The sequence below is a fragment of the Paraconexibacter sp. genome (assembly GCF_059438195.1).
The window spans coordinates 64,367-78,094 of record NZ_JBLKKY010000012.1; the positions used below are offsets into that span (position 1 = coordinate 64,367).

General features: G+C 72.7%; 16 protein-coding genes. 5 read left to right on the forward strand and 11 right to left on the reverse strand.

The features are described 5' to 3' along the window. Window positions 1–18 precede the first annotated feature (18 nt). The 3 genes from ACME2J_RS06530 (at window position 19) to ACME2J_RS06540 (ending at window position 3,448) form a co-directional block, all read left to right on the forward strand. Complete coding sequence (locus ACME2J_RS06530) at window positions 19–894, forward strand: SDR family oxidoreductase (protein ID WP_495544076.1); 876 nt, start codon at window positions 19–21, stop codon at window positions 892–894. After that, window positions 891–2,126 carry a cytochrome P450 gene (locus ACME2J_RS06535; protein ID WP_495544077.1) on the forward strand — a complete coding sequence of 412 codons (1,236 nt, stop codon included), beginning with the start codon at window positions 891–893 and terminating at the stop codon, window positions 2,124–2,126. The genes ACME2J_RS06530 and ACME2J_RS06535 overlap by 4 nt, the downstream gene beginning before the upstream one ends. Window positions 2,127–2,224: 98 nt before the next feature. Then, window positions 2,225–3,448 (forward strand): PucR family transcriptional regulator, encoded by a 1,224-nt coding sequence (locus ACME2J_RS06540; RefSeq protein ID WP_495544078.1) that lies wholly within the window; start codon window positions 2,225–2,227, stop codon window positions 3,446–3,448. A 9-nt stretch (window positions 3,449–3,457) separates the two neighbouring features. Here the strand turns inward: ACME2J_RS06540 and ACME2J_RS06545 are convergent, their stop codons facing one another. Both ACME2J_RS06545 and ACME2J_RS06550 read right to left on the reverse strand, forming a co-directional pair. Next, a complete protein-coding gene (locus ACME2J_RS06545) occupies window positions 3,458–3,892 on the reverse strand; it encodes a MaoC/PaaZ C-terminal domain-containing protein (protein WP_495544079.1) in 435 nt (144 codons plus the stop codon). Window position 3,893: 1 nt separating this feature from the next. Beyond that, window positions 3,894–4,349 carry an FAS1-like dehydratase domain-containing protein gene (locus tag ACME2J_RS06550; protein ID WP_495544080.1) on the reverse strand — a complete coding sequence of 152 codons (456 nt, stop codon included), beginning with the start codon at window positions 4,347–4,349 and terminating at the stop codon, window positions 3,894–3,896. Between the two features lie 154 nt (window positions 4,350–4,503). Between ACME2J_RS06550 and ACME2J_RS06555 the strand changes: the two genes are divergently transcribed. Next, window positions 4,504–5,115, forward strand: coding sequence for a TetR/AcrR family transcriptional regulator (locus ACME2J_RS06555; protein ID WP_495544081.1), 612 nt, complete (start codon window positions 4,504–4,506; stop codon window positions 5,113–5,115). A gap of 193 nt (window positions 5,116–5,308) precedes the next feature. Here ACME2J_RS06555 and ACME2J_RS06560 read toward each other — a convergent pair whose 3' ends face one another. From ACME2J_RS06560 to ACME2J_RS06600, 9 genes are read right to left on the reverse strand one after another with little or no spacing between them, the layout of a single operon-like run. Next, on the reverse strand, window positions 5,309–5,674 hold the full coding sequence (locus ACME2J_RS06560) for a response regulator (RefSeq protein WP_495544094.1): 366 nt from the start codon (window positions 5,672–5,674) through the stop codon (window positions 5,309–5,311). Then, window positions 5,671–6,543, reverse strand: coding sequence for a FliM/FliN family flagellar motor switch protein (locus tag ACME2J_RS06565; protein ID WP_495544082.1), 873 nt, complete (start codon window positions 6,541–6,543; stop codon window positions 5,671–5,673). The genes ACME2J_RS06560 and ACME2J_RS06565 overlap by 4 nt, the downstream gene beginning before the upstream one ends. Continuing rightward, window positions 6,540–7,526, reverse strand: coding sequence for a flagellar motor switch protein FliM (locus ACME2J_RS06570; protein WP_495544083.1), 987 nt, complete (start codon window positions 7,524–7,526; stop codon window positions 6,540–6,542). Before ACME2J_RS06570 ends, ACME2J_RS06565 begins: the two co-directional genes overlap by 4 nt. Next, window positions 7,523–8,020 (reverse strand): chemotaxis protein CheD, encoded by a 498-nt coding sequence (locus ACME2J_RS06575; RefSeq protein WP_495544084.1) that lies wholly within the window; start codon window positions 8,018–8,020, stop codon window positions 7,523–7,525. The genes ACME2J_RS06570 and ACME2J_RS06575 overlap by 4 nt, the downstream gene beginning before the upstream one ends. Before the next feature lie 51 nt (window positions 8,021–8,071). After that, window positions 8,072–8,662 (reverse strand): chemotaxis protein CheC, encoded by a 591-nt coding sequence (locus tag ACME2J_RS06580; protein ID WP_495544085.1) that lies wholly within the window; start codon window positions 8,660–8,662, stop codon window positions 8,072–8,074. Next, a complete protein-coding gene (locus ACME2J_RS06585; protein WP_495544086.1) occupies window positions 8,659–10,731 on the reverse strand; it encodes an Hpt domain-containing protein in 2,073 nt (690 codons plus the stop codon). The genes ACME2J_RS06580 and ACME2J_RS06585 overlap by 4 nt, the downstream gene beginning before the upstream one ends. Window positions 10,732–10,746: 15 nt before the next feature. Next, a complete protein-coding gene (locus tag ACME2J_RS06590; RefSeq protein WP_495544087.1) occupies window positions 10,747–11,568 on the reverse strand; it encodes a CheR family methyltransferase in 822 nt (273 codons plus the stop codon). Next, window positions 11,565–12,635: a chemotaxis-specific protein-glutamate methyltransferase CheB gene (gene cheB, locus ACME2J_RS06595; protein ID WP_495544088.1), complete on the reverse strand. Its 1,071-nt coding sequence runs from the start codon at window positions 12,633–12,635 to the stop codon at window positions 11,565–11,567. Before cheB ends, ACME2J_RS06590 begins: the two co-directional genes overlap by 4 nt. Window positions 12,636–12,677: 42 nt before the next feature. Beyond that, a complete protein-coding gene (locus ACME2J_RS06600) occupies window positions 12,678–13,187 on the reverse strand; it encodes a chemotaxis protein CheW (protein ID WP_495544089.1) in 510 nt (169 codons plus the stop codon). Window positions 13,188–13,333: 146 nt separating this feature from the next. Here ACME2J_RS06600 and ACME2J_RS06605 point away from each other — a divergent pair, with 146 nt between their 5' ends. Then, window positions 13,334–13,726: a helix-turn-helix transcriptional regulator gene (locus ACME2J_RS06605; protein ID WP_495544090.1), complete on the forward strand. Its 393-nt coding sequence runs from the start codon at window positions 13,334–13,336 to the stop codon at window positions 13,724–13,726. The last annotated feature ends 2 nt before the right edge of the window (window positions 13,727–13,728 follow it).

Sequence of the window (13,728 nt, forward strand, 5' to 3'; positions counted from 1 at the left end):
ACCGACACCGGAGCTCCCATGGCACGTACCACCCACCAGATCGCCGGCAAGGTCATCGCCATCACCGGCGGCGGCCGAGGCATCGGCAAGGCGACCGCGCGCGCGCTCACCGAGCGCGGCGCGAAGGTCGCGATCGGCGACATCGACGTCGAGGTCGCCGAGGCGACCGCCGAGGACCTGGGATCGCGCTGCGCCGCGTTCCATCTCGACGTCACCGACCGCGCCTCGGTCGATGCGTTCCTCGACCGCACCGAGGAGCACCTCGGCTCGGTCGACGTGATGATCAACAACGCGGGGATCATGCCCACGGTCCGCTTCCTGGAGGAGAGCGAGGCGAGCATCCAGCGGCAGTTCGACATCAACGTCTTCGGCGTGATGCACGGCATGCGCGCCGCGATCCCGCGGATGCAGCGCCGCGGCGGCGGCCAGGTGATCAACATCGCCTCGACGGCCGGCAAGCTCGGCGCGGCAGGCATCGCCACGTACTGCGCCACGAAGCACGCGGTCGTCGGACTGTCCGACGCGACGCGCGCGGAGCTGCGCGACAGCCCGGTGGACCTGTCGCTCGTGATGCCGGTGATCGTCCGCACCGAGCTGACGGACGGCGTCCCCGACACCCGGGGCCTCAAGACGCTGCAACCCGAGGACGTCGCGGCATCGATCCTCGAGGCGATCCAGACCCGCCGGTACGAGGTGTGGTGTCCGCGCTCGATGCATGCCGTCCACCGCACGACGACGCTGCTGCCGCTGCGCCTCAACGACGCCCTCATGCGCCTGATCGGGGACGACACGCTGCTCGCGTCCATCGACAGCCCGGCGCGCCGGGCCTACATCGACCGCATCAGCGAGCCGGCGGAGCAGCGTCCCGCCGAGACGGCCCGGAGTGACGCATGACCCCGACGACGCAGCGCCCGATCGACACGATCGACCTCGGCGATCTCGAGCTCTGGAGCAGCGGGCCGCCACACGAGATCTTCGACCGCCTGCGCAAAGAGGCGCCGGTCCACTGGAGCCCGATGGCCACCTGGGACGACGAGCCGGGGTTCTGGTCGATCACCCGCGGCGAGGACATCCTCACGGTCAGCCGGGACTGGGAGACGTTCTCCTCCGAGAAGGGCGGGATCCTCGCCGCCGACAGCGCCGCACCGCTCGAGGCCCTCACCGCGACCTTCATCGGCATGGACCCGCCGCGCCACGACCGCATCAAGGCGCTCTTCCAGCGCGGGTTCACGCCCAAGCGCATCGCCCAGCACGAGGGCGAGATCCGCGAGATCACCTGCCGCGTCCTCGACGGCCTCGCCGACCGCGACGCGATCGACCTCGTCGGCGACCTCGCCCAGCCGGTCGTCAGCCGCGTCATCGGCAGCTTCCTCGGCACACCCGAGGAGGACGATCCGGCCTGGGCCGAGATCGCCAACCGCGCCCTGGGGTTCGGCGACGAGGAGCTGCAGCCCGAGGGCGAGGAGACCATGCAGAAGGTCCTGCTCGAGATCTTCCAACGCGTGATGACGATGGCCACCGACCGTCGTGAGCGTCCCACCGACGACCTCACCAGCGTGCTCGTGCACGCCGAGGTCGACGGCCAGCGGCTCGAGGACCACGAGATCGCCATGGGCTTCGCGCTTCTCGTCGCCGCCGGCAACGACTCCACCAAGGCGACCTTCTGCAACGGCATGTGGGCGCTGCTGCGCGAACCGGCGCAGAAGCGCAAGCTCCTCGAGGACCCCGCGCTCATCCCCTCGGCCGTCGAGGAGTTCCTGCGGATGTTCCCCGCCTTCTCGCACTTCCGCCGCACCGCCACCCGCGACGTCGAGCTGCACGGACAGACCATCCGCGAGGGCGACAAGGTCATCCTCTGGTACCCGTCCTCCAACCGCGACGAGGCGGCCTACACCTGCCCGCACCAGCTCGACGTCGAGCGCAACCCCGAGCACCAGGCCTTCGGCGCCGGCGGCCGCCACTTCTGCCTCGGCACCGCCCTCGCACGCCTCGAGCTGAAGGTCCTCTTCGAGGAGACCCTCACGCGCTACCCCGACATGCAGCTCGACGGCGATGCCGACGTCGTCCGATCGCTGTTCCTCAACCAACCCCGTCACCTGCCCGTCCGCCTGCGACCCGCGACCTGACGGACGCCCGGCCGGGCACGCGTCAGCACCACCGTCGCGGAACTCGCGGCGACGCGCGGCGAGCAGGGTCCACCGCGACGTATGCTTGGACCCGTCGCATGGGAACCCGCTCCGCCAGGCCGTCCGTCGACGAGGTGCTCTCCGCACTCTCGCGGCGCCAGGGCCGGCTCGTCGAGGCCTACATGCGCGAGCTGGTCCCGGGGTACGTGGCCTCGCTCGAGCCCAGGCTCGGCGACATGCGCGAGGCGGCTCAGCAGACGATGACGCTCATCGTGACGGCGCTGCTCGAGCGCCGTCCGCTCGCGGCGGACGAGATGCACTTCATCCGGCCGTACTTTCGCCACGCGGTGCTGCGTGGGGCGACGCAGGCCGAGCTCGTCCGCAGCGCCCGCATCTGGCACCGCGTGATCACCCGCGCCGTCGAGGAGCTCGGCTGCGCGGATGGCACGAAGCTCGCACAGGAGCTCTCACCGCTGCTGCTGCAGTACGTCGACGTCATGGGGGACGCCGCGGTCGTGGCGGCCGACGAGATCGCGGAGGCGCGCGCGCTCACCGCGCGCGAGAGTCGCCGCGCCCTCGTGGCCGCGCTGGTGACGGGCGAGCGGCTCGCGGGCGACGCCCTCGCCGTCGCGGGCACCTGCGGACTCGACGACGAGCGGCCGTACGTCGTCGTCGTCGCCCGCCCGGTGGACGAGCTCCCGCACGGGTCGGCGCTGTCGGTGGCGGCGGCCGGGCTGGCCCGTGCCGGCCGGGACGCCACCGAGCCGCTCTTCGCGTTGCGCGAAGGCGAAGCGGTGGTCGTGCGCGGGGTCGGAGAGCGAGACCTCGGCCCGTACGTCGACCAGCTCGCGGCGGCCCGCGCGGCCCTGCTCACTGAGGGCACGCAGATGACGCTCGGTGTCAGCGCGAGGCATACGGGATTGGCGAACGCGCGACGGGCCTACGAGGAGGCGGTTCTCGCCCGGGAGCACGCTCCCGTCGACCGCGGCATCCTCGCCCTTCCCCTCCTCGGGCCGCTCGACTACCTGTTCCTGCGCGGCGGAGACGAGACGGCCTGGAGCCTCGTGCCGCAGAGCGTCCGGGAGTTCGTCGATGCCGACCTCGACCAGGCGTCGCTGCTCATCGACACGCTGATGGCCTACGTCGACTGCTCGCTGAACGTCAAGGCGGCCGCGGAGCGCCTCTACGTGCACCCGAACACGGCGCGCTACCGGCTGGCCAAGATCGAGACCCTGACGGGCTGCGACCTGCGCAGCCTCCAGGATCTCCAAGGGCTGGTCGTGGCGGTGCGGCTGGCCCGCCACCGCCGCGGTCTGAGCTGACGACGGCGCTCAACCGGCGACCAGCACCGTCGCCGTCGCCGCGAGAACGACCTCGTCCTCGCCCCGCTCGACCTGCATCGCGACCTCCGCGACCCCGTCCCGCACCGACGTCACGGTGCCGGAGAACGTGAGCACGTCGCCCGGCCACACCTGGCCGGTGAACCGCACGCCGAAGCGGCGGATGCTGTCGGGGCCCACCCAGCACGCCAGGCGGTGGCCGAGCAGGCCCGCGTGGAGCATCCCCATGCCGAACACGCCCGGCAGCCCGGCAGCCTGGGCGAACGGCTCGTCATGGTGGATCGGGTTGAGGTCACCGCCCGCCCCGGCGTAGCGGACGATGTCGGTCCGCGTGACCGGCCCGAAGGTCGAGCGCGGCAGCTCATCGCCGACGGCGAGTGCCGTGGGTGCGGCGGGTGGCGTCGCGTGCGTCATCCCGGTCGCCATGTCACGCCCCCCGCTCGATGATCGTGTCGCGCCGGCGCGCCACGACGTCGCCCTCGGCGTCGACGTAGTCGGTGACCAGCGACAGGAGCGTCATCATCCCGCCGCGCTTGCCCTCGCGGGTCGTCACGTCAGCGACGCGCTGGGTGGCAGTGAGCTCGTCACCGCAGCGCAACGGCCGCAGGAACTGCCACTCGGCCTCGCCGTGCAGGACGCGTCGGAGATCGAGCTGCAGCGCGTCGACCATGGCGGAGGCGCCGCCGGGGCGCCAGTGGTCGGCCATGACCGTGGCGGTCGGCAGGACCGGCACGCCGTCGAAGCCCGCCTCCTGCGCCGCTTCGCGGTCGTGCCAGACGGGGTCGTCGTCGCCGAAGGACCGCGCGAGCTCGGCGAGCTTGCTGCGGTCGAGGGGGAATCGCACGTGACCGAGCTCGGTCCCTGCGAGGGTGTTCTCGCTCATTGACACACCGTAGCGCAGGAACAATCATTCGTGCATGCTTTCTTTTGCTGGCCGCCGGCTCTGGCGGCCGCCCCCCGAGCAGTCCCGCGACATAATGGGGTCCATGATCCCGCTCGGCCGCGCCGGCACCACCGCCTGAGCAGCGCGCCTTGCGATGGCCACCACCGAGCCCAAGCAGACCCGCAGCCTCGAAACGCGTCGGCGGCTGCTCGACGCCGCGGTCGACGAGCTCGCCGCCGTCGGTTACTCGGGGCTGACGACACCGAACGTCGCCCGCCGGGCCGGAGTCTCGCGGGGCGCGCAACAGCATCACTTCGCCGACAAGGCGGGCCTCGTCGGGGAAGCGGTCGAGCACCTCATCGACCGCCACGCATCAGCGCTCCGAGCCGCCGCGGACCGGGTGGCAGGCCACGGCCCCGAGCGTGTGGGCGCTGTGCTCGACGTCATGTACAAGACCCTCTCGGGCCCGCTGTTCAAGGCGGTCCTCGACCTCTCCCTGGCCGCGAGCGGCGACGAGGAGCTCGCGCAGCTCGTCGGCCCGCTCGAGCGGCGTGTCTCGCGCGAGCTCAACAACGCAGCCGAGCAGCTCTTCGGAACGGAGGTCGTCGAGCGACCGGACTTCGACGAGCGCTTCAGGCACGTCGTGGCCACGGTCCGAGGCCTGGCGCTGCTCCGGCTGCTGGGGCACAGCAAAGCATCCGTCGACCGGCAGTGGCGGTACTCCCGCAATCACCTCGTGCGGTTTCTCGCCGCCGAGGACCCCTGAGGCGACGGGACGTCGCGCCGCCCACATGCGGCACGCCCCTCACGGCAGGCGTGAGCGGCGTGCCGCGGGGGCACGAGCCATCGGGGCCCTCCACCCCGCCGACCCTGACGAAAGTCGTCGCCATGACGACTTTCGTCAGAACCGCCAGAGAAAGGGCGACTGCGTGGAGAGGTGAACGGGGCGATCGCCGCGCCTACGCGGCCATCGCCTTCTCGACCGCGCCGAGGACGCGGTCCGGCTGGAAGGGCTTCACGACGAAGTCCTTCGCGCCGAGCTTGATCGACTCGAGCACCTTCGACTCCTGGCCGAGGGCCGAGCACATGATCACCTTCGCCGAGGGGTCGATCGCGATGATCTCCTGCAGGGCGGCGATGCCGTCCTTCTCGGGCATGGTGATGTCGAGAGTCATGACCTCGGGGCGCAGCTCCTGGTAGCGCTGCACCGCCTCGGCCCCGTTGCCGGCTTCGCCGACGATCTCGTGGCCGCCACCGCTCAGGGCGTCGGTCACCATCTTGCGCATGAAAGCGGCGTCGTCCACGACGAGCACACGGGCCATCAGACGACCTCCATGGTCTGGTTGGGGGGACTGGGTGGTGGGGGAAGTTCGGGGGCGCCCTCGATCGCCTCGATGCGGACGGCGAGCGTGCCGTCGTCGCTGACGAGGAGGCGGCCGGTCGCGACGCGCATGCCGTCGGCGTAGATCTCGATCGGCTCGTCGGCGTCGCGGTCGAGCTCGACGAGCGCCCCCGGCGGGAGCGCGGCGAGCTGACCGAAGGGCATCCGCGCGCGGCCGAGCTCGGCCCACACGCGGACGGAGACCTCGCGCAGCGACTCGCTGAGCGGGATCTCGGAGTCGTACTCGGCGGTGAGCTCGTCGAACGCTCGCGTCATCCGCACGATGAACGCGTTGGGGACGAGCTGGACGAGCGTGCACGGCGCACCGCCGACCGTGAACGTGACGGTGGTCGCCTGGCCGGTGTGCTGCCAGTGCGCGGTCGCCTCGTCGACGGTCCGCACGACGCGGACGTCCGGCGGGGCGATCTCGACCTCCTCACCGAGGACGGCGCTCGTCGCCATCGCCCCGGCGGACATCATCTGGTTCATCGCCTCGCCGACCGCGCTCAGCTCGAGGTCGCTGAGGTCGTCGGCCTCCTCGAGCTCCGCGTCGCCCATGCCCATCATCACGGCGGCGAGACGCCGCGCGCCCATGATCGACATGACGAGGACGTTGCCGCCCGTGACGCCGTCGACGTAGCTGACGTCCGCGGCGACGGCCGGGACGCTCACGCCGGCGAGCGGGTGCTCGTCGGCCTCGACGACAGACACCTTGCCGGGGCGCACCTGGCCGGGCGCGAAGGTCTCGAGGACCTCGCGGATCGCGTCGGCGGTCGACGAGCCGAGACGCAGCAGGGCCTGATCGCTCGTCATGCCTCACCTCCGGCGGGACGCGTGAGCTGCACGGCGCGCCGGCCCTGGTGGCGACCCGCGCGCGCGTGGTGGACGGGCGTGCGGTCCGCCCACAGGGTGACGTCGTCGCCGGCGCGGCCGTCGAGCTCGACGACGTCGCCCGGCTTGAGGGCGAGGATCTCTGAGAGGGTGAGCGAGGTCGAGGCGACCTCGGCGCGGACGGTGACGTCGACGCGCTCGAGCCCCGCCCGCAGCGCCTCCTCGGCGCGCGGGTCGCGACGCCGGTCGTCCTCGTCGCGCTTCGAGAACGCCGCGCCGACCGGCTGGATCGCCGCGTAGGGGACGAGGAACGCGACGGTCGCGCTCACCCGGTGCAGCCGCGCCTCCATCGTGATGATGAGCGTCGGCTCGCTGCTCGGCGCGACCTGCACGGTCTCGGCCTGCGTGTCGATGCGCTCGGGCGAGAGCGTCACCTCGGCGAGCGCGAACCACGACGAGCTCATGAGCTCGATGAGCGTCGCCATGAGGCGCCGCGTGAGGATGAGGTCGAGGTCGGAGAGCTCGCGGTCGGGCACCGGCTCCTCCGCGTTGCCGCCGAGGATGACCTCGAGCGCCGTGCAGATGAGCCGCCGCTCCGCGCTGAGGAGCATCTTGCCGTCGTGCGGGTGCGTCGTGATCGTCTGGTGCGCCGAATGGTGCGGGAGCAGCGCGAAGGCGTTCGCCCACGTGAGCTGCTGGACGTCGATGACCTCGAACTCGATCGGGACGCGGTGCTCGGCGACGAGGCGCGTCGTCGCGTTCTGGCAGAAGCCGTCGAGGAGACGCCGCAGCCGGCGCTCCTGGTCGGTCGAGAACTTCGTCGGCCGCTTGAAGTCGACCGTCCTCAGCCAGCGCGCCCGACGACCGCCGGTCGCGGCGCGATCGGTCTCCATCGGGAGGTTGCCCTCCGCGGCGCGCTCGAAGAGCTTGTCGATCTGATCGGGGCTGAGGAAGTCGCTGCTCATGCGGCTCTCCGCAGGAGTGGGAGGTCGTCGCCCGCGACGAGCTCGACCTCCTCGCCGGCGGCCTCCCGGACGGTCACGCGGCCCGGGCCGACCTCGACGCGGATCGTCCTCCCGCGGGTCCCTCCTGTCATCGACGCGCGGACCGGGATCCTGAGCCCTTCGAGCTGCTCGATCACCGCATCCTCGTTGCGACGGCCGATCTCCTGACCGGCGCCGGACCCGAAGCTGAACATCGCGGCGCCACCGACGAGGACCGCGTCGAGGCGGCGACGGACGGCCCCGAGCGCCTCGACCTCGGCGACGAGCGCCGGGATCGCGAGGTCCGCGAACTTGCCGGGGTTGGGAGCCGCGCCCTTCCCGGACTCGGGGAGCATGACGTGGGCGAGGCCCGAGACGCCGGCGCGACGATCGATGAGAGCGAGGCCGATGCACGAGCCGAGACCGACGCACACGAGGACGTCCGCGGCGTTCGCCGACGAGACGATCTCTCCCATGCGCGCGAGATGCTCCGTCGCGGCCTGTGCGAAGGACGGCACGGCGGGACCTCAGAGGCCGAGGCGGCCGAGGAGCTCGTCGACGCCGCCGGGCTCCGGGAGGAGGAGGAACGACATCGAGCACTGCTCCCCCTCGACGGCGAGCGCGCTGTCGAGGACGAGCGCCGTGTCGATGTTCTCGCCGCGGCCGAGGAGGACCGACGCGAGGATCGCGCCGAGCATGTCGTGGGTCACCTGCGGCGGCGCGGGCTCCATCGCCATCGCCGTCATCTGCGCGAGGACGTTGATGTAGGAGGTGCCGAGGATGTTCCCGACCTCGGCGAGCATCGAGCGGCCGTCCTCGCCGGCGGGATCGAGGCCGAAGGTGCCGCAGAGCGTCGCCGCGTCGGACTCGGGGACGAGGAGGACGACGGCGGCCTCCATGTCGCCGATGATCGGCACGAGGATCCCGTGGCGGGGGTCGTCGGCGTCGCCGGCGACGGCGACCGCCTCCTCGAGCGGCAGCGCGGCCGCCGTCGGGACGGAGATGTCGACAGGGCGTCCGAGCAGCTGCGAGAGCGAGGCGGCCGCCTGGCCGGACCCGATGTTCGCGAGCTCGCGAAGAGCGTCGAGCTGGATGTCGGTGTACGGCTGGGCACTCATCGGACTGCGTTCTCCTGGTGGATGGCGGGGGCGAGGGCATCGCAGTCCGCGAGGAGCACGATCGCTCCGCTCGAGAGGACGGCGGCGCCGCTCACGGCGCAGCCATCGGCGATGCCCGGGGGCAGCGGGCGGGTGACGAGCTCGTGCTGGCCGATGAGGGCCGAGACTCCGAGCGCGACGGTGCGGTCGGCGGCGCGGACGAGGACGACGTGGGTGTCGTCCTTGGACCGCGTCCCGCCCACCCCACCCTCGACGGTCTTGTGGCCGAAGACGTCGTGACCGCGGACGAGCGGGACGGCGCACTCGTCGAGGACGAGCATCTTCGCCCCCGCGACCGAGCGGATCGTGACGTCCTGCATCCGCATCGTGCGCTCGACGCGACCCAGGGCCAGGCCGTAGGGGAGGCCGTCGACCTCGACGAGGAGCGCGCTCATGATCGCGAGCGTCAGCGGCAGGCGGATCTCGGCGGTCGTGCCCTTCCCGGGCTCGGCCGTGAGGATGACCTCGCCCCCGAGCGAGCGGATCTTCGTGCGCACGGCGTCCATGCCGACGCCGCGGCCCGAGAGGTCGCCGACCGTCTCGGCGGTCGAGAACCCGGGGGCGAAGAGGAGCTCGATCGCGCCGGGCACGTCGAGCGCTCCCGCCTGGTCGGCGGAGATGAGGCCGCGCTCGACGGCGCGCTCGCCGACCTTCGCGGGATCGATGCCGCGACCGTCGTCGCTCACCGCGATGACGATGCTCCCGCCCGAGTGCCGGGCCGAGATCGAGAGCGTGCCGACCGGGTCCTTGCCGGCGGCGACGCGCTCCTCGGGCGGCTCGAGGCCGTGGTCGAGGGAGTTGCGGATGAGGTGGACGAGCGGGTCGCCGAGCGCGTCGACGACGGAGCGGTCGAGCTCCGTCTCCTGGCCGACGATCTCGAGGTCGACCTGCTTGCCGAGCTTCGAGCTCACGTCGCGCACCAGGCGCGGGAAGCGGAGGAAGACCGCCTCGACGGGGATCATGCGGATCTGCATGACCATCGACTGGAGGCTGTGGGAGCAGCGCGTCAGCTCCTGCATCGCCTGCGCGAGGCCGGGGACGTCCGCCTCGGCGGCGATCGCCTCGACGTGCGTGCGCTGGACGACGAGCTCGCCCATCGAGTGCATGAGCTGGTCGAGGCGCTCGGCGTCGACGCGCACGGTCGAGGCGCGCTTCGGCGCATCGGCCTTCGGGGCCGACGCGAGGGCGGCGGACTCGTCGGCCGCGGCGGCGGGGGCCGGGGCCTCGGGGTCCGTGGCGGGCGCCTCGTCGGCGGGCTCGCCGACGTCGGGGACGACCGTGAGCGCCGGCGTCTCGGCGGGCTCGTCGGCGGCGCCGTGGAGCGCGACGTCGACGGCCGCGACGTCGTCGACGGCGGCGACCGCGTCGCGCAGGACGTCGGCGTCGCACGCGCAGACGACCGTCGCCTCGACGGTGCGCCCCTGGAAGGTCTCGATCTCGGCGTCGGCGGGCCGGCTCGCGACGACCGTGCCGTTCTCGCCGAGCGCGGCGATCACCATGAACGCCCGGACCGACGGCATCATCACCTCGCCGGAGAGCGTCGCCGTGACGTGGACGAGGCTCTCGCCCTCGGCGAGCTCGGGGGCGAGCTCGGGCATCGGCGGGCCGGCGGCGGCGACCTCGTCGTCCGCCGGGTGCTCGACGTCGTCGTCCTCGCGGACGAGCGCGGCGAGCCGGGCGATGAGCCGGTCGGGGTCGATCGACTCGCTCCCGTTCGCCTCGATCGCGTCGATCGCCGCCTCGAGCGCGTCGAGGACCTCGAGGAGGACGTCGACGACGGCGGCGGGCAGCGCGGTCTGGCGCTGGCGGAGGAGCTCGAAGACGTCCTCCATCTGGTGCGTGAGCCGCGCGACGCCGTCGAAGCCCATCGTCGCGCTCATGCCCTTGAGGGAATGCGCGGCGCGGAAGATCTCGTCGAGGATCGCGCGATCCTCCGGAGACTCCTCGAGGCGGACGACCGCCGTGTTGAGCTCCTGGAGGTGCTCGCGGCACTCCGCGAGGAACATCGGCAGGTATTCGGAGGTGTCCATGGGGTTCTGGGCTCCTCAGTCCTTGCGGTAGGTGAACGGATGGGTGGGTGTGAGGCCGAGCTCGCGGGTGTGGACGACGCGCTCCGTCGCCCCGACGACGAGGACGCCGCCCGGGCGCAGCGACTCGACGAGCCGCGCGTGGAGGGCGTCGCGGACGTCCTCGGTGAAGTAGATGACGGTGTTGCGGCAGAGGACGAGGTCGAAGGACGCGACCTGCGGGCGGATCCGCAGGAGGTCCCCGGTCTCGAACCGGACGAGGTCGCGCAGGCCGCGCTTCGCCGACCACGTCCCCTCGACCGTCTCGTCGAAGTGGCGGCGCAGCGCCTCCTGCGGCGCGTCGCGAGCGTCCTGCGCCGAGAAGATGCCGCGCGTGGCGCGCTCGACGACCCGCTTGTCGATGTCGGTGCCGACGATCTCCGCGCGGATGCGCTCGCCGCGGCGCCGGTCGAGCTCGTCGCGGACGAGCGCGGCGAGCGTGTACGCCTCGGCGCCGTAGGAGCAGCCGGCGCTCCAGCAGCGCAGCCGCGGCTGGTCGGCGAGGAGCTCGGGGATGACGTCGCGCTCGAGCCGCTCCCACTGCTCCGGGTTGCGCCAGAGCTGGCTCACGTTGATCGTCATGCGATCGAGGAACGCGTCGAGCTCGGCGTCGTCGGCCCGGAGCCGGTCGAGCTCAGCGGTGAGATCGTCGTCGCCGTGGCGGGCGCGCACCCACGTGCGGATGCGCCGCTCCATCTGGTTGCGCTTGTACTGGTCGAGGTCGATCCCGGTCAGCCGGCGCAGGCCGGCGGTGAACTGTCGGTACGGGTCGTCGGTCGTCGTGCGTTCGATCGTGCTCATGCGGTCGCCTCCTCGGCGATGAGGGCGGGAAGGGCGTCGAGGGGGGCGGCGACGTCGGCGAGTCCGGCCTCGACGACGGCGCGGGGCATCCCGTAGACCGTGCAGGTCGCTGCGTCCTCGACGAGGACCCGGCCGCCGGCCGCCTTCACGAGGCGCGCGCCGTCGGTCCCGTCGCGGCCCATGCCGGTGAGGACGACGAGGAGCACCTTGTCCTTCCACACGCGCACGACGTCGGCGATCGTGAGGTCGGCGCGGGGGCGCAGCGCGCCGACCGGCGCCTCGTCGCTCAGCTGCAGGACGCGGCCGTCGCTCACGCGCAGGTGCGAGCCGCCGGGGCAGACGAGGAGGCGGTCGGGCTGCAAGAGGTCTCCGGTGGTCGCCTCGCGCACCTCGAGCCGCGAGGTCGCGTCGAGGCGCGCCGCGAGCGACTCGGTGAAGCCGGCGGGCATGTGCTGGACGACGAGCGCGCCGAGCCCGAGCGGCGCGGGGAGCGCGGGGACGAGGGCCGCGAGCGCGCGCGGGCCCCCGGTCGACGATGCGATGACGACGGCGCGGCCCGTGCCCGTGCGGGGACGGGCCGGCGCGGCGGGACGCACGCGAGGCGTGCCGTTCGCGTGTGCGGGACGGTCGCCCGGGCGGCGCTCGACGCGGCCGCGCGTCGACGTCGCCGCGGCGCGGACCTTCTCGCCGAGCTCGGTGACGAAGCTCGCGAGCCCGTCGCCCTCGCTCGGCTTCGCGACGAGGTCGAACGCGCCTTCGGCGAGCGCGTCGACGGCGCGGGCGCCGTGCGCGGGGCTGAAGGCGCTGACGACGACGACGGGGATGCTCTCGCCCTCGCGCCGCAGGGCGCGGAGGACCCCGATGCCGTCCATGCCGGGCATCGCGAGGTCGAGCGTCATCGCGTCGGGACGGTGCTCGCGCCAGAGCGCGAGCGCCTCGTCGCCGTCACGTGCCTCGCCGACGACGTCGAAGCCGCTCTCGGAGAGGGAGCGCGCGAGGATCCGGCGCATGAGGCCGGAGTCGTCGGCGACGAGGACGCGCTCGCGGGTGGGGGTTGTCGTGCTCACTGACGCGGACTGGGGACGAAGGGCGCTGACCCGTCCCGGGTCCTAGGCGGCGACCGCGGACGGAGCGTCCTCGTCGGCGGCGGAGGCCTGCGCGGCGGCGATCTCGGCGGCGGCGCCGCTGAAGTCGGCGTCGACGGAGATGATCGCCTGGGAGCTGAGGAGGACGACGAGGCGGTCGTCGAGCTTCGCGATGCCCTCGATGAGGACGCCGCCGACGGCCGGGGCCGAGTCGAGCTGCTCCGCGTCGACGGTGACGACCTCCTCGACGGTGTCGACGACCACGCCGGCCATCTCGCCGGCGGTCTCGACGATGACGATCTTCGCGCGGTCGGCGTGACCGTCGGTCGAGAGGGAGAGGCGGACGGCGAGGTCGAAGACCGGGATGATCCGGCCACGGAGGCTGATGACGCCGCGGACGCTCGGGTCCTTCGAGGCGACGGTGCGGGGCTCCGTGTAGCGGATGATCTCGTGGACGTCGCTGATCGGGAGGCCGTACTCCTCCTCACCGAGGGTGAAGACGACGAGCTGGCGGGCGTCGAGGGTGTCGGACATCGGTGCTCCTGGTCGTGGCGCGGGGACGGCCGCCGGTCTGCGGCCTCGTGGCCGGGTGATCGGCGCACCGGCGTTCGCCTTGAGGACCCCGGCGCGCCCGGTCGGACCGAAGTGGCCGAATCGCGCCGCTCGCGCGTATCCAGGACATGCCCCACGTCGTCCACCGCCCCTCCACCGTGCGGGGGCGCCGAGAGCTCTACGAGGCGGTGATGGCCCGCCTCGCCGAGAGACTCGGCGAACCCGACCTCCAGATCCACGACATCGCCGGCGACACGTTCGCGAGCCGACGGCAGATCCAGCGTGTGATGGAAGAGCAGAACACGACCTTCCGGTCCGAGCTCGCGCGCCTGCGCATGGACCGCGCCGCGGAGATGCTCGCCGCGACGAGCCTCCCGGTGCGGGAGATCGCCGCCCGCGTCGGCTATCGCCAGCCCGCGCAGTTCGCGAAGGCGTTCCGCCTCCGTCACGGCTCCGCGCCGAGCGCCTACCGCGAGGAGCACGGCGGCGCGGCCGCGCGGGGGTGGGCGACGGCGGCGTAGGC